Below are 18,852 nucleotides of genomic sequence, written 5' to 3' on the forward strand. Positions count from 1 at the left end.
TGCCCTGCTTAAAAACACGCGTACAGCAGTGCTACCCACAAGCTTCTTTTTCGAAATTATAGTATTGTTGAGCAAAAAAAAGTGTACCATGTTTTTTAGCAAGTGCTAAAAAAACTGTTGACAGTTGAGAGCGTGGCGTATAGATATGTCCACCTCGAGAGGGAATTGCTTTCAGAGCAAGAACCGCATCGCAAACAAGCTATGACGCGGGGTGGAGCAGCTCGGTAGCTCGTCGGGCTCATAACCCGAAGGCCGTAGGTTCAAATCCTGCCCCCGCTACCAATATTTAACCCCCCTGCACTGCAGGGGGGTTATTGTTTTTTGTACTCCCGACGTTAAATCACGATAAAGGAGATCGCAGATGGCAAAAGAAGAAGCCATTCAAGTAAACGGTGAAGTAATGGAAGCACTGCCGAACGCAATGTTTCTTGTTCGCCTCGAAAACGGTCACGAATGTCTCGCCCATATCTCCGGCAAAATGCGTAAGTTCCGCATTCGCGTACTTCCAGGAGATACAGTTACAGTAGAACTTTCACCTTATGACCTCACTCGCGGTCGTATTACCTTCCGTCCTCGGTAGGTTCGACATATAAGGCGTTCGTTTTTTTAACGTAACGAATAAAGCCCGCTCTACCATGTAGAGCGGGCTTTGTTATTTTCTAAAACGCAGCAGGAAGCACTTCCTGCATACGCCTATGAAGGCATGTGTGTAGAACGGCCTTCCTGCACGGCATGACAGGCACAGATAGTGCCGTTATCAAGTGTGAGCGGGTGCGGAATCTCATTCACACAACGCTGGTTTGCAAGACGACAGCGACCATGGAAAACACAGCCTGTAGGCAGGTTAATCGGGGTCGGTACATCACCTGTAAGCTTAATGTGTGAGAAACCTTTTTTACCCATGCGCGGAATCGCTGAAAGCAACGCTTTTGTGTACGGGTGCTGCGGATTTGCGAACAGCTCTTTTGCATCAGCAAGCTCACACAGGGAACCCAGGTACATTACAGCAACTCTGTTGGAGATGTGCTCAACAACAGATAAGTCATGACTGATGAAAAGGTAGGTAAGGTTGCGGTCACGCTGCAAATCCATCATCAGGTTAAGCACCTGAGCCTGAATGGATACGTCCAGCGCAGAAATAGGTTCATCAGCTACGATGAATTCCGGCTCAAGCACGAGTGCACGCGCAATGGAGATACGCTGGCGCTGACCACCTGAGAATTCGTGCGGATAACGCTCTCCCCATACAGGGTTGATGCCTACCTGCTCCATAACATCTGCAACACGCTGCTTTACTTCAGCATCGTTCAATGCCGGGTAATGAAAACGTACAGGTTCCTCCAGAATCTGGGAAACCTTCATACGTGGATTCAAAGACGCATACGGATCCTGAAAGATCATCTGCGCCGCAGTACGAAACTGTTTGCGGGATTCGCCTGACTTATCGTCCACACGCTCACCACGGTAGTAAACCTGACCGCCTGTCGGCTCATAAAGGCCGATTACAGTTCGTGCGAGGGTGGACTTACCACAGCCAGACTCACCAACAACGGAAAGGGTTTCACCCTGATTGATTTCAAAGCTCACATCGTTCACAGCGTGAACAACAGTTTTCTTACGGGTAAACTTTCCATCATGAAAACCCAGCTGATCAAGAAGACCGCCGGAAATATCAAAGTGCTTTACTAGATTTTTAATTTGAAGAAGAGGTGTATTACTCATCGCCTACTCCACTACATGACAGGCTGCAAGAACGCCGGATTTTTTAAGTTCGAGCTCCGGCACCACTTCAAAACAGATGTCTTTACAGTAGTCGCAACGGTTGTTGAATGCACAGCCTTTAGGAATGTTGGTAAGGCTAGGCATAGAGCCGCGAATCTGGTTAAGACGATCGCCTTCGGCGCCGTCCGGTAATGCTGCAATAAGCCCCTGTGTGTACGGATGGGTAGGAGTAGCACAGACAGTATCTGTTGAACCAAGCTCAACAATACGTCCGGCATACATAACAGCGATTTTTTCAGTAACCTGAGATACCACACCAAGATCGTGCGTAATGAGGATAAGCCCCATGTTATCCTTCTCGCAAAGTTCGAGAAGCAAATCCATAATCTCAGCCTGGATGGTAACATCAAGAGCAGTTGTAGGCTCGTCAGCAATAATCAGCGCAGGATCGGTCAGCAATGCAATTGCAATAACGATACGCTGGCGCATCCCCCCGGAAAATTCGTGCGGGTACTGCTTCAAGCGTTTTTCCGGTGAAGGAATGTATACTTTGCGCAGCTTCTCCAGTGCGATTTTTTCGGCTTCTTTCTTTGACACTTTGCTGTGTGCAAGCACAGTTTCAATCATCTGCTGCCCAACGGTCAAAACAGGATTGAGTGTCATCATCGGGTCCTGAAAGATCATGGAAATGCGGTTACCGCGGATAGTACGGAGCTGCTTATTGTTAAGCTGCGCAAGATCCTGACCTTCAAACATTACAGAACCACCGGCAATAAAGCCCGGCTTGGAAATCTGATTGATGATGGAAAAACCGGTAACAGACTTACCAGCACCAGATTCCCCCACAAGACCAAGGCGTTCGCCTTTATCTACTGAAAACGAAACATTATTCACAGCCGTAAGCGCAATATCGCGCATACGGAACTGAACAACCATATTTTTTACATCTAAAAGGTGTTCCATTGTTCCTTAGTCCTTGTACAGTTTTGGATTCAGGAAGTCCCTGAGCCAGTCGCCGAGCAGGTTGATGGAAAGAACCAGCAACACGAGAACAAGTCCCGGGAAGAGGGTAATCCACCAGCTGCCACTCATAAAGTAGGCAAAGCCGGATTTAATGAGAGAACCGAGTGAAGGCTGGTTAACAGGCATACCGAGCCCGAGGAAAGACAGAGCCGCTTCACTCATTACAGCGTTAGCAACCTGAACTGTAGAAATAACGAGTACAGGGGTCAGGGTGTTCGGCAGAATATGACGGAACATGATGCGCATAGGACGAAGGCCGATAACACGCGCTGCTTCAACATATTCTTTCTTTTTCTCTGCAAGTACGGAGGCACGGACAGTACGTGCATACTGCGGCCATTCAGAGAACCCGATAACAAAAATTAGGAATGGAACAGCTACGTCTGCATAGCGGGCAACACCCAATGCAGCCTGCAAAATTGCACCAAAGAAGATCGCAACCATGTAGGATGAGAAGGAAAGCTGAACATCAGCAACACGCATAAGGAAGGAGTCTACACGACCGCCTTTGTACCCTGCGGTCAAGCCGACGATAATCCCCAAAAAGGACTGCAATGCGACAGCGCCAAGACCAATTAACAGAGAGATACGGGTACCGTACAAGATGGTAGACCAGATATCGCGTCCCTGAGCATCTGTTCCCAGCCAGAAAGCATCCATACCGTCAGGAGTCCACATTGGCGGTGTTTCTGCGTCCATCAGATCAATGGCAGAACCGTCATACGGGTTCTGGCTTGCGAACACAGGTGCAAGCACAGCCATTGTAATAAGAATGAGCAATACTATGAAGCTGCCGACTGCAACTGGGTCGCGCCGGAAGCTATACCAAAAGTATGATTCCTTAAATTTTTGCCACATGGATTACTTCCTCCCCGAAACACGGACCATCGGGTTAACCAGTCCGTAAATAACATCCACAACAGTGTTCACAATTACGAAAAGAACACCAACGAAAACAAGGTATGCAACGAGCAAAGCAGTGTCTGAACGTTCAACAGCTTCAATGAACATAAAGCCCATACCCTGCCACTGGAATACTGTTTCAGTGAGGATTGTGTACGCAATCATAATACCGAGCTGTACGCCGCCCACGGTAATAACCGGAAGAAGGGTGTTCTTGAAGGCGTGAACCATGAGAACACGGGTAGGGTTAAGACCTTTTGCGTGAGCAAATTTAACGTATTCTGTCTGTAAAACCTCAACCATCTCTGCTCGGATAAGACGGATGAAGAGTGGAAGCATAATTGAAGACAATGCAATGGAAGGAAGAATAATATGTCTGAAAGCCTTCCAGCTTGTGAAGTTACTTTCCCATCCCGGGAAGAGCAGCGATGTAGGCCCTCGTCCGTAGGACGGAAGCCAGTGCAGTTCTACCGCAAAGACGTAGATCAGCAGGAGCGCGGTAAGAAATACAGGAATAGAAACACCTACGATACTGGCTCCCATAAACAGACGGGCAAGCCATGAACGCGGTTTAACCGCAGCATAAATACCAATAGGTACAGAAAGAAAAATAACGAGCAAAGCACTGGCAAATACCAGTTCCAGTGTTGCAGGAGCCTTTTTTAAAATAACTTCAGTAGCCGGTTTACGGTAGAAAAAGGAACGACCAAGGTCGCCATGCACTGCTTTTTTTACAAACCGAACCCACTGAACCAAAATAGGGTCGTTCAGACCCAGCTGGTCACGATACGCCTCGCGCTCTGCAGCGGAAACGTTAATGCCGACCATCTCACGTACCGGATCACCAAATGAGTATTTAATACCGAATCCGATGATCGATATGACAAACATGACGATCAACGCCTGTGCCACTCTTCGAACAATAAAAGCAAACATATGGGGTTTTTGGGGTTATAAGTTAATCCAATTCCCAGTATCTTAAAACCGAAGAGAACCGGCCTAAGGTCGGTTCAGATGGTTCCGCGCTGTGTAGCGGAGAACTGAGCAAACAGACCGTCGGCCTATTTGTCTCCTTCATAAAACGGGGCGGCATAAGCCGCCCCGAATAAATGCTATTTCATTACGAGATCGCCAAAGTAAGGGTAGTTCATTACGTTTACAATCTCACGTGCGTTCTCAAGGTTCTTACCACCTGCCCAGGAAAGGTCCTGCCAGTGAAGTGGTACGAATGCTGCTTCAGCGTTAAGGATCTGCTCGATTTTCTGGAGCTGAGCTTTACGCTTTGCAGTATCAGTCTCGGAGTTAGCAAGTGCTACGAGCTTATCAACTTCAGGGTTGCAGTACTCACCGGAGTTGTACTGGCCTGCGCCTGTGTCTTTGTTAGGGCATACAGCGAGGTATTCGGTGAAGTTAGCGGAGTCTTCAGTATCAGAGTGCCAACCGATCATCTGGATGTCAGCTGCGCGTGCATCGAACTGATCCCAGTACTGTGCTTTAGGCATAGTCTTGAGGTTAACTTTGATGCCGATACGAGCCATCATGGATACGAATGCCTGAGCGATCTGCTCATCTTTTACGTAACGGTTGTTAGGAGCAATCATAGTTGCTTCAAAACCATCAGCGTAACCAGCTTCTTTCATGAGAGCTTTAGCTTTTTTGAGGTCGTAACGAGGCTTGAGGTTAGCATCGTGACCCTGGTAGCCTTTAGGGCTCTGCTGTGCTGCTGCAGTACCACGGCCTTTGAGGATCTTTTTAACGATACCAGGGTTGTTGGTAGCGTATACGATAGCTTCACGAACTTTAGGGTTCTTGAATGCTTTGTTACGTTCCTGGTTGAGCTGGAACATGATAACGCGGGTACCAGGCATGGTAATGAGGTCTACGTTGTCAGCAGCATCAAGACGGTCGTAATCCTGTGGAGGTACAGGCATGATGAAATCTACGTCGCTGGAAAGAATGGAAGCAACACGGGTAGCTTCGTTCTTAATAGGACGCATGTCGATTTCTTCAATGTTACCACGGTCAGTCCAGTAGTTAGGGTTGGCTTTGAAAACCATTTTTACGCCCTGTTCACGTTCTGCAACAGTGAAAGGACCAGTACCGGAAGCGTGGGTGTTTGCGAAAGATGGGGATGTCTTACCGATTTTATCTTTAGGCTCACCATTTTCATCTTTACCGGAGTAGAACTTGGAGTCCATCGGGAAGAGGTAGGTCGCCATGTTGATAAGCAGCGGGTAAGGAACTTTTGTTTTAAGGTCTACAGTGTAGTCATCAACTACAACAGCAGGCTCAAATACTTCGTAAAGACCTTTGTAGTCGATAGATTTTTTAAGACGATCAAGAGTCCATGCAACGTCTTTAGCAGTAAATTCGTTACCGGAGTGGAACTTTACGCCCTTGCGGAGGTGGAAACGCATGGTTTTGTCATCAATACGTTCCCAGCTGGTTGCCAGACGAGGATCAAAGCCCATGTCCTGGTTCCAACGTACGAGCGGGTCGAAAACTAAGTGGGAGTACTGAAGCATGCCGCCGGAAAGCTGTACATGCGGGTCAAGAGATACAGGGTCAGCATCCACTGCTAAACGCAAAGTCTTAGCAGAAGCAGGAGCTGCAGCAAATGCTAATACAGCAGCAAGAGCAAGCACTGTTAACAAACGTTTCATGAAACCTCCAAAACTAGAAATACTTCTAACAACCTAAAACAATATAGAGACCACAAAATTGTTCAAAATGCGTTTTTCGCTTTTCAGCAGCACTCCAAACAACATTAAAGCTCGAAATAAGAACCCTTCAGGCCTTTCTAAGTCAAGCTTTTTTGCGATAGAGGAACCTATTGCCGCAGAAAAACTCCCTTCACTGCGTAGTACCCCATTTCAACACTAAGAGACAGAGCACACATATTTTCTCAAATATAACAACAGGTAAATTCATTGAATCTGTAAAACAGAAAGATTGAAGCGCCATCTACCCTATGCGCTAAAAGCAGGCATAGCGTACGTGAAATACGCAAAGCCACACTCTTAAAAAACGGCATTCAATATTTTCCATTTACGTAAACAGCTATTAATTTCAAGTAAGTAACTAAGGCAAAACCGTTTGCCATGCGCATTTGAGTACAACAGAAGCATAAAAATAACAACTTCTCTATACATTTTACTTCATCATGCCGTGATAACAGCACTTCATCACCTAAGTACTGCTATATTTTGCGCATGTTCTACATGAAAAACAAACTTTACGCTGCACATTTCTGCAGTTTGTGTGCTCAATTTATACGTTAACATGAACACCAGCTAATCCACCTCACCTTTCCTTTGCTAAAATCATTAAAAAACATACAGATAAGTAAAGACCTACTCCTCTCGTAACATATGATGAAAGCTTCAATTACTACGAAAAAGGATGCAAACACTGTTCGTGCCTCTTTCTTTTCTACAATTATGTATAAACTGCATTTTTTTGCATTTTTTGGACATAAAAGACTCATTTCCCCCATAAGCATCTCTCTATCGACTCCCACTTTCAACATCTGCTGAAAACAACGTCGTACTAGACAAGACCTCGTGGCGTTTCCTCTATCCTAATGATATGGTAGCCTTTACACAGAGGTCTAAAACTCCTGTTTCCTGAACATATTACATATCCGCCCGTAATTTAGTTTCGGGCGGGTCTTGCGGGAACAGACGATCGACTGTATCAATCAGCTCAACAATGATACGAAATGCTCCAAGCACGCTATCGTGACAGAGCAAGGAGAATATATATGCAGTTTCCAGAACCAAGCATGGAAGGCCCTATTTCCGTAGAAACAGCGCTGGCTAACCGACGTAGTGTCCGTGAATTTGCTGACGAGCCGCTGACACCGGACTCTCTCGGTCAAATTTTATGGGCGACATACGGAGTAAGCGAAGAAGGCCCTTGGAACCGGCGCACTGTGCCATCTCCCGCAGCAATGTACCCAATGGAATTGTATGTGGTAGCTGGTGATGTTGAAGGACTGGAAGCTGGAGTCTACCGTTACGATGCACTCGGTCATTCTCTGGAAGAGGTGGAAGACGGCGATCTTCGTGAAGAGGTAGCCGAGGTATGCATAGAGCAGGACTGGATGGCAAAAGCACCTGCTATTCTTGTTATTACAGCTGCATTCGACCGTATTTCCCAAAAATTTGGCGAACGCGGCGTGGCGTACACCTTCTTTGAAGCAGGCCACATGGCACAAAACTGCTATCTTCAGGCTGAAGCGCTCGGACTTGGGGTAACAGAAGTTGGAGCCTTTAAAGAAGAGCACCTTATGGATCTTCTTGAACTCCCGCCGGAACACAACCCTATGCTGGTTCTGCCGGTAGGCTGGAAAAGTTTCGAATAAAAAAAGGTGTTCTTCGATTGAAGAACACCTTTTTTTACGTCAATGGTCAAAAGGATACGCGTTCGATTAATGAACAACACCCCATGCAGTTTTTGGGCTACCGCACAGCAACAGCGCTATTCTTACTGAATCGCACCAGCACCATTCCGGAGAATTTTTCACCTCGATACGCTTCAATACGATACACACGCCCACCTTTATCAAGAGAGAAGCGTTTAACAAGATCTCTCTTGCGGACCGTCACATCAACTTCAGGCCCCTTGTTCGGTGCAACATAGCCGATAATATTAAAACGATACCCTTTCAGTGAATTTACTCTGAAATGGCTATCTACCTCGACAATGGTTCCGACCGGAACTTCCTGCTTTTTCCCATCTACAGTTAAATGCAATAAAGACAAACTATCATCAAATTCAAAAAACTGCGGAGACAGGTTCGTCAGGTTTCTATTGCCATAGTAGACCTTATACCCGTTCGGGGCATCAACCATAGTCAACAACGGCTTTGACGCCTCAAACTCTGTTGCCAGATTTTTATTCATAGGAACATAGTTCAGGTACTTTCGCACGTTATCCAGCTCAAGCTGCAACTTCCCGCCATAGAGCGCAAGTTTAACTCTGCTGAACATAGCCTGCTTAATTGAGCGCGGGTCCAACTTGAAGTCACGCGTAAACTCTACACCAACCTGCTTAAGAAAGGACTCAAGAACAGAGAGGTGATAGTAGGTGCGCGTAGGAGTCATAAAGGACTTACTTGCTTCAATACCAAAGGCAGGCTTTCCATGCGTAATGGCGTAGTAGGTAAGTGACTTTTCCATTTCATGATCACCTTCGCGGGTGCGGGTATTCTTTAAATGGAACTTGTCACTTGGTTTAAGCAATTCTGTATTCGCTTTTTTAACAGCAATGCTAGCCATTCTGTTCAGGTCACCGAACTTATGACTAGCAATCATTTTCTGGTCAATAATAACACACTGCCCCCAATACCGAGGGTTGTGCAGTTTATCGATATATTTCGGGTTAAAAAATCCACTTCCATCATGCAGGTTGAGTACCATGTCCACCTGATCGTTACGGATAATTTCCTTAATACGCTGTACGGACTCGTAATCCGGATCATTTTTATCCAATGAAGCAAATTTGCGGTTCATATCACCATATGAACCACGAGAACTTTTGATAATACTTAAAAAGTTCAAGTTAGGAACAACCCAGATGTTCCCTTTTGTAATGTTGTAATGAGATACAAGCATGCCCGCAGCACTGAAACCGCCCGGCTCATCTCCCTGAATACCGCCTACAACCAGAATAGTCGGACCCTTGGGATCATTTCCAAGCTTATGCAAAGAAAACGCAAGCGGGTTTTGTGCAAACGCAGAGACCGCAGTCATGACAACAAGTATGATAGATAATAACAATCGCATTATGAACTCACCTTAACGTGCCAGGGTTCATACCGTACCCCCAGCATATTCCCTCTAGGGTATCGCAATGTCAGATAACCAAGTTCGCTTAACTTGGTAAACACACGAGTCTCTGTAAAACGTGAAGTAAAATTAAATTCTCCGTACTTCCGCTGTCCCACATCAAAATCACTTATCCCGTGGAACGAGTAGCCCGGAGGAGCCAAGGAGCGTGAAGCAAGGGACAGATTCCCACCATTACTGCTCGCTTTCATAAGGAACAGATGGAACTGTTTCACAATTCCGCGCACACCTGATGTCAAAATTACGTCAGATCCCAGCGCGCTTTTAATCTCCTTCCACACCTCAAACGGATGTCCTCTAAAAAGATAATGTCCGCTGTGACGGATTTTTATCACATCTTTTCGTGAAATTGTCTGTGTAAACGCAGTAATAGGTTTTTCACCGTAAAAACCTAATGTATCAGCATCATAGTAAAACATCTTTTCCAGAAACTCTTTTTCTTCCTTCGAAAATATACCTATTCTCGAATACTGTTTCCCGAAATAAAATGCCTGATCTATACTTACGAGGTTAAAATTGCCGTACCCAACTGTACGCATTACACGGGTAATCTTATTTGTGCATTCTTTGAGTAATTTCAAGTCTTCATCTTTCAACACAATGTCGTCAGGATGCGCAGAATCAAAATGACTCATCTTTGAAATATAGTCTTTTACATGCAAATCAAACTGCCCGTGCTGCTCTTGAGGCTTCTCCTCAATCAACCCTGCGGCAAACGAGTTACATGGCATTGCAACCGCTGATGCAATACAGATTTGTTGTAAAAAGAATCGCCTATTCATACAGTACTCTTGGAAAAAATAAAGACATAGCAGCATGATCGCTGTTTATTGCGAAAGAAAAGTACGCCATTTCAGCCTAAAATCAAACCCTGTTTATTAATGATATCTGTTTCAGTCTGCACCGCTCTTGCGGCTTGTAACAGTAATATGTTGTAAAAGTACGCCCCACAGATCACATGCAAGAGAAATGCCCAATGATACTAAAATGTTTTTCCGTATCTGATCATTTCCCGCGTATCAGCGAAAAATAATGTTCTCAGCTGCCGCTTCAACGTGTTCATCTTGCCTTTGCGCTAAATTTTTTTTAGCGTGACGAATTGTAGTTCTTTTTGCGTATTCCTTGTTTTGAATACACAAATGCAACGCACACAAATCCCAATTGCAGGACCATAATGAGTACAGCAGCATTAACCACAGCCTACAGACCACAACGCTTTGCCGAAGTTGCAGGACAGGAGACAGTCAAATCTGTTCTCTCCCGTGCAGCCAAAGAAGACAAGGTGGCTCCGGCCTACCTTTTCAGCGGCACACGCGGTGTCGGTAAGACCACCATTGCACGTATTTTTGCAAAAGCACTTAACTGCCAGAACGCTCCTACAGATGAGCCTTGCAACGAATGCGAACATTGCAAAAAAATAACTCAGGGCATGCATGTAGACGTGGTGGAAATTGACGGTGCCTCCAACCGAGGTATCGACGATGCACGCAGACTGCGCGAATCCATCGGCTACGCTGCCATGGAAGGCCGTTACAAAGTCTTCATCATCGACGAAGCCCACATGCTCACCAGAGACGCGTTCAACGCACTGCTAAAAACTCTTGAGGAGCCGCCAAAGGGCGTCACCTTTATTCTTGCAACAACTGAATCACACAAATTTCCGATCACCATCATCAGCCGCTGTCAGCATTACACATTTAAAATGCTCACAGAGCAGGAGCTGGTCGATCATCTGACAAAAATTCTTGAGCTGGAAAAGCATGAATACGACCCAGCAGCAGTACGACTTATTGCACGCAGAGCCGCAGGTTCCGTGCGAGACTCCATGTCCCTGCTAGGACAGGTACTAGCACTTGGTAACGACCGCCTCGAAGTGGCGGATGTACGCTCTATCCTCGGCCTTGCGGGACAGGAACTGTTTTTCAGCGTCATGGACGCCATGAAAACGCAGGACGTAGTCGCACTCTCACAGGTTATCCGTGATATTCTGGAGCAGGGGGTTGATATAGGGTTCTTCCTTCGTGAACTCGGCAACACATGGCGAAACCTGTTCATGCTTAAACAGGCTGGGGAACAAGCTCTACCGCTCCTCAACCTTCCTGAAGCGGAAGCAAAGCAATGGCTTGAACTGGCACCGCAATTTGCCTTATCGCATGTGCATGCATGCTGGCAGCTTACATTGGAAGGCCAGCGCCGTGTGCTTTCCAGCCTTGAGCCAGCAATGGCTTTAGAACTGCTCTTGCTGAACCTTGCTTTCCTGCCGAAGTTGATTTCAACAGAATCGCTTTCCCGCGGAACTGCTGCACCGCAGCAACCCGCAGCCCAACGTCCGGTGCCTCAACAGCCTGCTGCACAAAGCACACCTCAAGCGCCACAACAGGCACCGCAACAAGCACCAGCGCCTCAGTCACAGCCGCCACACAGGCAGCAACAGGAACAACGCCAGCAGCCTCCTCACAGACAGGAACCACCGCATAGGCAGCAGCAACAGCGGCCTCCTGTGCAGAGCAGCATGCCGCCTTCCATGCCACCAATGGATGCACCTCCTGCAGAGCTTCCGCCGGAACTTGGCGGAGCAAACAACAGCATGAGCGCACCACCGGATATTCCTTCTTCCAGCGGTGGAGACTCTTCAAGCAATAATCAGCCGTCCGATCTTACCCGTTGGAGCGAGTTCTTAGAGTCCTGTCAAAAGCAGGACGAGACGGGCGGCAAAAGCTTACAGTATCTCGCTCAGGCTACCGGCAAACGTTTTGGTGACACCTTGCATATTACTGCTGCAGGACGCACGCAGTACGACATGTTGAACAATACGGACGCCATCGCTAAAATTAGGAATCGTGCGATGGAATGGTACGGAACAACAGAGGTGGCATTGCATGAGCCTGAAACAGAGGCGCGCAGCTATCACGAATTAAAAGAAGAAATTGAATCGAATCCGGCAGCACAGCTCCTGAAAGAGGAACTTGGTGCTGAGTTGCTGACATTCAAACATAAAGATGACCCGAGCCGGAAATAGCTTCCGGTCTGCAAGGTTTCCGTTTCCTGCACACAATCGCCCGCCGGAAACGGGCTCCTTTTCCATACACAAACTATGCAGAAGTTCCCTTCTGCTTATATAAAAGAAAACATTCTCAAGGAGACTACCATGCGTGGAATGAACGATATGCTTCGTCAGGCTCAGATGCTTCAGAAAAAAATGACTAAACTTCAGGACGAACTTGCAGAACGCGAAGTAACCGGTACTTCCGGTGGTGGTATGGTTACTGTTGTCTGCACAGGCAAGCAGGAAATCCGCTCAATCGTTATCGACAAAAACGCTGTAGATCCTGAAGACGTTGAAATGCTGCAGGATCTCGTTCTTGCTGCAACTAACGATGCTCTGCGTAAATCAAAAGAAATGGCTGAAAATGAAATGGGCGCCCTCACTGGCGGCATGAACATTCCAGGCATGTTCTAATTCAGGATTACCAGTGCAACAGCTCCCAGAACCGCTTAAAGTACTTGTAGGGCAACTTTCCAAACTGCCGGGGCTCGGTCCCAAATCTGCACAACGGCTTGCCATGACACTGCTCAAATGGCCGGAAAAACAAACCCGTGACCTTGGGCAGAACATCCACGATCTTCGGGATAAACTGCACCTTTGCGACCGGTGCGGCGCTCTGTCAGATACCGACCCCTGCGCCATCTGCATCAATGAACACCGCGCTACAGACACCCTGTGTCTTGTGCCGGAATGGGATGCCATGCTCGCGCTCGAGGACGGCGGCTTCTACAAAGGGCAATACTTCATCATCGGCGGGCTTATCGCACCGCTGGAGAACGTTACACCCGAACAGCTGGAGCTGGATAAACTGAAACAACGCCTTCTCGAAGGCACCATTACCGAGATCATCTTTGCGCTCGGTACGACCATTGAAGCAGAAAACACCGTCTCCTACATCAAGGAGCTTGTTAAACGGGAGTTTCCGCACATCAATGTCAGTCGTCTGGCGCAAGGGATTCCCCTTGGATCCGACGTAAAATTTGTGGACAAAGCAACGCTCAGGCAGTCACTGAATTACAGGCAAAAACTGTAAAAGTTTCCAGTAGGCAAAACGTTTATCAGCGCTTTTTGCCTCCGGCGGCGCTTGCCAGCGGGACAATTCTTTTGTCTTCGACGAGCCTCCGGCGGCTTAAGAACCTCTTGCAAGAGGTTCTTAAGAATCTCCAGAAACCTTTGTACGCGATATCAGCCCGTTCTTTACAATACCTCGCGGCTTTTGCTCCACTACCTTTCGATGAGTATAAAAGGGTTGGCCTACATAATTGTGGCCAACCCTTTTGATTTTTGTATTGGAAAGTTAGCATGTTCGCGGCTTCCAATGTGAGAAACAACAGGCGAAGACGCGTACAATCGGGGTCAAGGGGACGCGTCCCCTTGTGGGGGTGCAGGGGGCAAAGCCCGCCTGCCCGTTGGAGACACTACTTCTTCAACGGATCAACATCTGATGTTGTCGCGAAAAACAATTCTTTGTCATACGGCCCGAAATGTTTTGTGTCTCCCAGAAGAGTAAAAAATTCTACTCGGGAGTACCGGCGCAAACGCTCTTCTGTCACACCGTGATTCTTGTAATATTCATCACGATGCTGCGGGTCACGGGATTCTGTCAGATCATACACAGCTTCTTCTGTTTCTCCCCATGCATGCAGTACCCACTTGCTGCCGTCATAGAGCCAGCCGTGAACAATTGTGCAGTCTTCACATTCACTTCCCACTTCAATAACAGCTTCAAAACTCTGTTCTTTATATTCCATATCCTCTTCCTTTTTCCATCGACTAATGTTGCAAAACTTAGCAGTTGCGCTCTGCCATGAACACGGAGCCAAGCGCATTCCCCACAGCAAAATGTTCAGGGAACGAGATCGTCGTGTTCAAACGTTTTGCAACATTTGTAAGCAAATACGGTGCAGCTGCACCTATTCCAATCATCGGCACATTGAGTGACACAGTAATTTGCAGCAACTGATTCTCTTCACGGTTGGCAAGATAGCCTACCAAGTTACCGCCAATTTCCCGCTTAGAAAGATGCCGCAGCACCGTCTCTTCAATAGTCCGTTCTGCTTTTGTAAGAACACTACGGGCAAACCCCTCTGCTGAACATCCCTCAATGTCTGCTAGAGTCTTCGCCGCATTGCAAGCAGCATCCTGGTCACCAATACTGAGCTTATCCAGCACGTGCAAAGCATCAGTCGGCGTAAAACCGACTTCACGAACGTGCTGTTTATGAAGCAACTTAGTTAACTCCTGCTCAAAAGTAATTTCCGCCACACCTAACAACGTAAGAAGCGCATGCGGTGTCATCCCACCATGTTCCTGCAACGCGGCAAGTATCGGGGAAGCGGTAATGTTTTCGTGCGAAACATCCGGTAACATGGTAATGCACCGTGAAAGCCTGCTCTGCCCGATCCATGTCTCAGGTGCGGGGATATCCCGCGCCATACAGACAGGCGTCACTCGCGCAGGCCCCACTTCCATCGGTTTACCATTTGTAAGATGGACAAGGCTGTCACCTCCGACGCCCACTGTAAACATCTCAACAGCTTCAACATGGGTTTCCCACTTACCGATGGACATACCGGAAGTATCCACAACCGGTTTCCCATCTTTGATGAGCGTAATATCCGTGGTGGTTCCACCCACATCAAGAATAAGCGCATCGGTAGTATTGGTTGTTTTTGCCCCGAAAAGTGCTGTTGCAGCAGGACCGCTGGCAATAGTTGTCGCAGCATGCGTCAGTGCCTCCTGCATATTCATGGCAGTAGCATCACCGCGTACAACCAGCACCTCACCCGAAATTCCGCATGCAGTAAGTGCATTACTGATACCGGAAAGAAATTTTTTCATCACGGGCAGCAACTGGGCATTCAGACATGCAGTAGAGGCTCGTTCCTTCATGCCTGCACGGCAGCTCGCTTCATGCGAACAAAACACCGGAGCTTCACTCACCAGCTTTACGGCTTTTGCAGCCACCAGTTCATGTACTGGATTCACAAACGCCATGGAACTGCATACTGCCCATGCCTCCACATCATTTTTAAGCTCGTTTACCCCATCTACAATGTACTGGATGCCTAACGGCTCCACTTCTTCACCTTTAATAGTGTGACCGCCGGGAACAAAACGGGCTGCTACTGCGGGAACTTCCAGCCGCTGATTAAACCCGATGACAAACAAGGCAACATCCGCACCTTTGTTCTCTACCAGTGCATTTGTTGCCAATGTGGTCGAGACACAGGTTCTGGCAATTGCATCAGGCGAAACTGCAGATGCGGCCAGTACTTTTTCAACAACCGACTGAATGCCTTTTTGAATATCATAATGCGTTGTGGGGCTTTTGGCAGTGCACACAACCGCACCGGAAACTGTGTCCACAATCACAGCATCCGTAAATGTTCCACCCGTATCAATCCCGATGCAGTACCGCTTGTCCGTAACCATTGGTATTCTCCCGTACAGTAGTGAGAGCACAGGGTAGCGCCCGAACAGGCAGTTTGGCAACAGAGCAGCTGAGAAATGCAAAATAATGCAATTATAACTCTATCTACCACCTGTACATGCAATTTATAATGTGATTATCAGGCATTCTAATACGAAAATTTTCTATGTAATTTTATTCAGACTTATGAAAAGCAAATTCGACTTTATTTTATAATCTGTCATAACCTTTTACATACTTACGAAATGTTACCAGTAACGATAGTGAGTTGAATAAAAGCGCTGAATGGCTTCAGTGTACTTTGCTTGCCACCTGCCTGCAGAAGCGGACTCTACTAATCTTCTATTAAAGCGCCACTTCTAATTAATAACGCACGCAACACATCGCTTTAGATTACAACAGCTGTTTCAAGGGGCAAAAAACGATTTTTTTTATCGCAAAAGCAATATTTCAACATAATATAATGGAAATGTTACATTTTACTACGTAGCGTCAGCTAAGAATTTAAGAAGCCAGTATTAATCTCTGAACAGTGCCGGTGTTCTACTAAAGACGATTAATACGTGTGGAATAGGTTTCAAACTATTATGTGGCGTAACGGAAGGAGGGAATATGGAAGAATATCTGAAGCAGGCTTTGGATATTGTGAAAGCGCAGGCTAGTGTCCGCACCATGACCGAAGATGAAATCGGCTCTATGATGCAAAAATTAGCTTTCGGCATTAAACAGATCGCTGAAGGTACTCAGGAAGAAATAGAGCAAGAGCCGATAATGGAGCCTAGCAAGGCCATTAAAGAAAAATCCATTACGTGTCTTGAATGTGGTAAGTCATTCAAAATCCTTACCCGCAAACACTTGCTTTCTCACGACCTGACTATGCAGGAATATCGTGAAAAATACGGCTACAAAAAAGGCATGCCGCTTGTTTGCAAATCACTGCAGCGCGAGCGTAGAAAGAAAATGAAAGACATGCGCCTGTGGGAAAAACGTAAGAAAAAATAGTCTTCAATAGATGACAGCTCAGCATTGCAGTCTCAACATAGCAATCTCTATGCACGCTGCATGCATCTGACAAAAAAACCCGCACAGAACGAATAATTCTGTGCGGGTTTTTAGTATTTGTACTAGCGAATTTCGCGCGTAGTGCTGAAGACAACCTTGGAGTAGCGTTCCTGCGCGGACTCAAGCTTCCAAGGGTTAGGAGCAAGGTAGGCAAGGCAGCCTTCCGCATCGATGGCAAGATCGCTACGGTAGTAATCTTTAAAATCTGCCAGCACCTTCTCATCTTCACTGCTGATCCAGCGTGCGGTTGTAATCATGCATGGTTCATACAGCGCATTCACGCTGTACTCTTCTTTCAAACGGTGGACGATTACATCAAACTGCAGAATACCGACCGCACCAAGAATGTAGTCACTATTCGCAATCGGGCGGAACAACTGTACTGCGCCTTCTTCTGCAAGCTGCTCAAGTCCCTTCTGCAACTGTTTACGCTTCATAGGGTCTTTAAGCTGTACACGGCGGAAATGTTCCGGGGAGAAGTTCGGTATGCCGATAAACTTCAGCTCTTCCTTTGTGGTAAAGGTATCACCGATTTTAATTGTGCCGTGGTTATGAACACCGATGATGTCACCTGCATACGCTTCTTCTACGCCGGTACGATCCTGCGCCATGAAGATGGTTGCGTTCGCAATGGTAAAATCTTTGCCTAAGCGGTGATGTTTCACCTTCATACCACGGGTAAATTTACCGGAGCAAATACGCATGAACGCAATACGGTCACGGTGGTTTTTATCCATGTTCGCCTGAATCTTAAAAACAACACCGGAAAAATCTGTCTCGTACGGTGAAACTTCACGCGTTGTCGTCGGGCGGCTCTTAGGCGCAGGAGCAAGGTCAACAAATGCATCCAGCATTTCCTGCACACCAAAGTTATTGATGGCAGAACCGAAGAATACCGGAGTCTGTTCCCCTTTAAGGTAACGCTCTTTATCAAACGGGTTACCAGCACCTTCAAGCAACTCCAGTTCATCACGAAGCTGAGCAGCGTATTCACCAAGGTACTCTTCAAGACGCGGATCGTTTACATCATTGAAAACAAGTCCTTCCTGAGTTTTTCCTTCGTGCACAGCACTGAACAGGTGTAATTCATTCTTGTAGATATTCCATGTGCCTTTAAATTCCTGCCCCATGCCGATAGGCCATGTGAGAGGCGCACATTCAATCTTCAAGTGCTCTTCAATGTCAGCCATAACATCCAGAGGATCAAGGCCGTCACGGTCGAGTTTGTTGATGAACGTTACAATAGGAGTGTTACGCAGACGACAAACATCCATAAGTTTCAATGTCTGTGCTTCTACACCCTTTGCAGAGTCAATAACCAGCAGACCGGAGTCAACAGCAGTCAATACACGGTAGGTATCTTCAGAAAAGTCCTGGTGACCCGGTGTATCGAGCAGGTTTACTTCATGCCCTTTGTATTCAAACTTCATAACGGAAGAAGTAACAGAAATACCACGTTCCTGCTCCATCGCCATCCAGTCAGAAGTAGCGTGACGTGCCGCTTTACGGGATTTTACGGAACCCGCCATCTGAATTGCACCACCGTACAAAAGCAATTTTTCTGTAAGGGTGGTTTTACCGGCATCCGGGTGACTGATGATGCCGAATGTACGACGTTTATCAACTTCACGTGCTAAAGCTTTACTCATGGTTATTCCTCTGTATTCCGTTTTATTCATAAAAACGGTGCGATATCGCAAAAAACAGCGCGTGTTACCGCGCTGCTGTTGTGATGATTTTGTAAGCGTACAATTTTACATACTACGCTGTTGCTGACTGCCTATTCCACAAAGACCCTGCTTTGGTCAAGA

At 46.9% G+C, this 18,852-nt stretch carries 16 protein-coding genes and 1 tRNA gene; 7 read left to right on the top strand and 10 right to left on the bottom strand.

From position 1 onward, the window contains the following. Positions 1-205: 205 nt before the first annotated feature. A tRNA-Met gene (locus SP90_RS05035) sits at positions 206-282 on the top strand. Between the two features lie 79 nt (positions 283-361). Beyond that, positions 362-580, top strand: coding sequence for a translation initiation factor IF-1 (gene infA, locus SP90_RS05040; RefSeq protein ID WP_020001012.1), 219 nt, complete (start codon positions 362-364; stop codon positions 578-580). Between the two features lie 113 nt (positions 581-693). On the opposite strand, the gene SP90_RS05045 is transcribed toward infA, so the two are convergent. The 5 genes from SP90_RS05045 to SP90_RS05065 form a co-directional block, all read right to left on the bottom strand. Next, positions 694-1,722, bottom strand: a complete 1,029-nt coding sequence (locus tag SP90_RS05045) for an ABC transporter ATP-binding protein (protein WP_066853242.1) — start codon at positions 1,720-1,722, stop codon at positions 694-696. 3 nt (positions 1,723-1,725) lie between these two features. After that, positions 1,726-2,685 (bottom strand): ABC transporter ATP-binding protein, encoded by a 960-nt coding sequence (locus SP90_RS05050; protein WP_066853244.1) that lies wholly within the window; start codon positions 2,683-2,685, stop codon positions 1,726-1,728. A 6-nt stretch (positions 2,686-2,691) separates the two neighbouring features. Then, the gene (locus tag SP90_RS05055) at positions 2,692-3,603 is read right to left on the bottom strand and encodes an ABC transporter permease (protein ID WP_066853246.1); all 912 of its coding nucleotides are present in this window, start codon (positions 3,601-3,603) and stop codon (positions 2,692-2,694) included. A gap of 3 nt (positions 3,604-3,606) precedes the next feature. Beyond that, positions 3,607-4,584 (bottom strand): ABC transporter permease, encoded by a 978-nt coding sequence (locus SP90_RS05060; RefSeq protein ID WP_066853248.1) that lies wholly within the window; start codon positions 4,582-4,584, stop codon positions 3,607-3,609. A gap of 176 nt (positions 4,585-4,760) precedes the next feature. After that, complete coding sequence (locus SP90_RS05065; protein ID WP_066853251.1) at positions 4,761-6,311, bottom strand: ABC transporter substrate-binding protein; 1,551 nt, start codon at positions 6,309-6,311, stop codon at positions 4,761-4,763. Between the two features lie 1,100 nt (positions 6,312-7,411). Between SP90_RS05065 and SP90_RS05070 the strand changes: the two genes are divergently transcribed. Further along, positions 7,412-8,014 (top strand): SagB/ThcOx family dehydrogenase, encoded by a 603-nt coding sequence (locus tag SP90_RS05070; RefSeq protein ID WP_066853253.1) that lies wholly within the window; start codon positions 7,412-7,414, stop codon positions 8,012-8,014. A 97-nt stretch (positions 8,015-8,111) separates the two neighbouring features. Here SP90_RS05070 and SP90_RS05075 read toward each other — a convergent pair whose 3' ends face one another. Next, the gene (locus SP90_RS05075) at positions 8,112-9,437 is read right to left on the bottom strand and encodes a M99 family carboxypeptidase catalytic domain-containing protein (RefSeq protein ID WP_066853255.1); all 1,326 of its coding nucleotides are present in this window, start codon (positions 9,435-9,437) and stop codon (positions 8,112-8,114) included. After that, positions 9,437-10,282 carry a M15 family metallopeptidase gene (locus tag SP90_RS05080; protein WP_066853256.1) on the bottom strand — a complete coding sequence of 282 codons (846 nt, stop codon included), beginning with the start codon at positions 10,280-10,282 and terminating at the stop codon, positions 9,437-9,439. Before SP90_RS05080 ends, SP90_RS05075 begins: the two co-directional genes overlap by 1 nt. Positions 10,283-10,674: 392 nt before the next feature. Between SP90_RS05080 and dnaX the strand changes: the two genes are divergently transcribed. The 3 genes from dnaX to recR all read left to right on the top strand — a co-directional run bounded on the left by dnaX (position 10,675) and on the right by recR (position 13,579). After that, positions 10,675-12,519 carry a DNA polymerase III subunit gamma/tau gene (gene dnaX, locus SP90_RS05085; protein WP_066853258.1) on the top strand — a complete coding sequence of 615 codons (1,845 nt, stop codon included), beginning with the start codon at positions 10,675-10,677 and terminating at the stop codon, positions 12,517-12,519. Between the two features lie 129 nt (positions 12,520-12,648). After that, the gene (locus SP90_RS05090; protein ID WP_066853259.1) at positions 12,649-12,960 is read left to right on the top strand and encodes a YbaB/EbfC family nucleoid-associated protein; all 312 of its coding nucleotides are present in this window, start codon (positions 12,649-12,651) and stop codon (positions 12,958-12,960) included. A 13-nt stretch (positions 12,961-12,973) separates the two neighbouring features. After that, the gene (gene recR, locus SP90_RS05095; RefSeq protein ID WP_066853260.1) at positions 12,974-13,579 is read left to right on the top strand and encodes a recombination mediator RecR; all 606 of its coding nucleotides are present in this window, start codon (positions 12,974-12,976) and stop codon (positions 13,577-13,579) included. A 385-nt stretch (positions 13,580-13,964) separates the two neighbouring features. Here recR and SP90_RS05100 read toward each other — a convergent pair whose 3' ends face one another. Continuing rightward, complete coding sequence (locus SP90_RS05100) at positions 13,965-14,297, bottom strand: hypothetical protein (protein ID WP_066853262.1); 333 nt, start codon at positions 14,295-14,297, stop codon at positions 13,965-13,967. Positions 14,298-14,334: 37 nt separating this feature from the next. After that, the gene (locus SP90_RS05105; RefSeq protein WP_066853263.1) at positions 14,335-15,981 is read right to left on the bottom strand and encodes a hydantoinase/oxoprolinase family protein; all 1,647 of its coding nucleotides are present in this window, start codon (positions 15,979-15,981) and stop codon (positions 14,335-14,337) included. Between the two features lie 610 nt (positions 15,982-16,591). Here SP90_RS05105 and SP90_RS05110 point away from each other — a divergent pair. Further along, positions 16,592-16,981 (top strand): MucR family transcriptional regulator, encoded by a 390-nt coding sequence (locus tag SP90_RS05110; RefSeq protein WP_066853264.1) that lies wholly within the window; start codon positions 16,592-16,594, stop codon positions 16,979-16,981. Between the two features lie 122 nt (positions 16,982-17,103). Here SP90_RS05110 and SP90_RS05115 read toward each other — a convergent pair whose 3' ends face one another. Continuing rightward, positions 17,104-18,690 (bottom strand): peptide chain release factor 3, encoded by a 1,587-nt coding sequence (locus SP90_RS05115; RefSeq protein WP_066853265.1) that lies wholly within the window; start codon positions 18,688-18,690, stop codon positions 17,104-17,106. Positions 18,691-18,852 lie beyond the last annotated feature (162 nt).

This window comes from Halodesulfovibrio spirochaetisodalis (genome assembly GCF_001672295.1).
Taxonomy (GTDB): domain Bacteria; phylum Desulfobacterota; class Desulfovibrionia; order Desulfovibrionales; family Desulfovibrionaceae; genus Halodesulfovibrio; species Halodesulfovibrio spirochaetisodalis.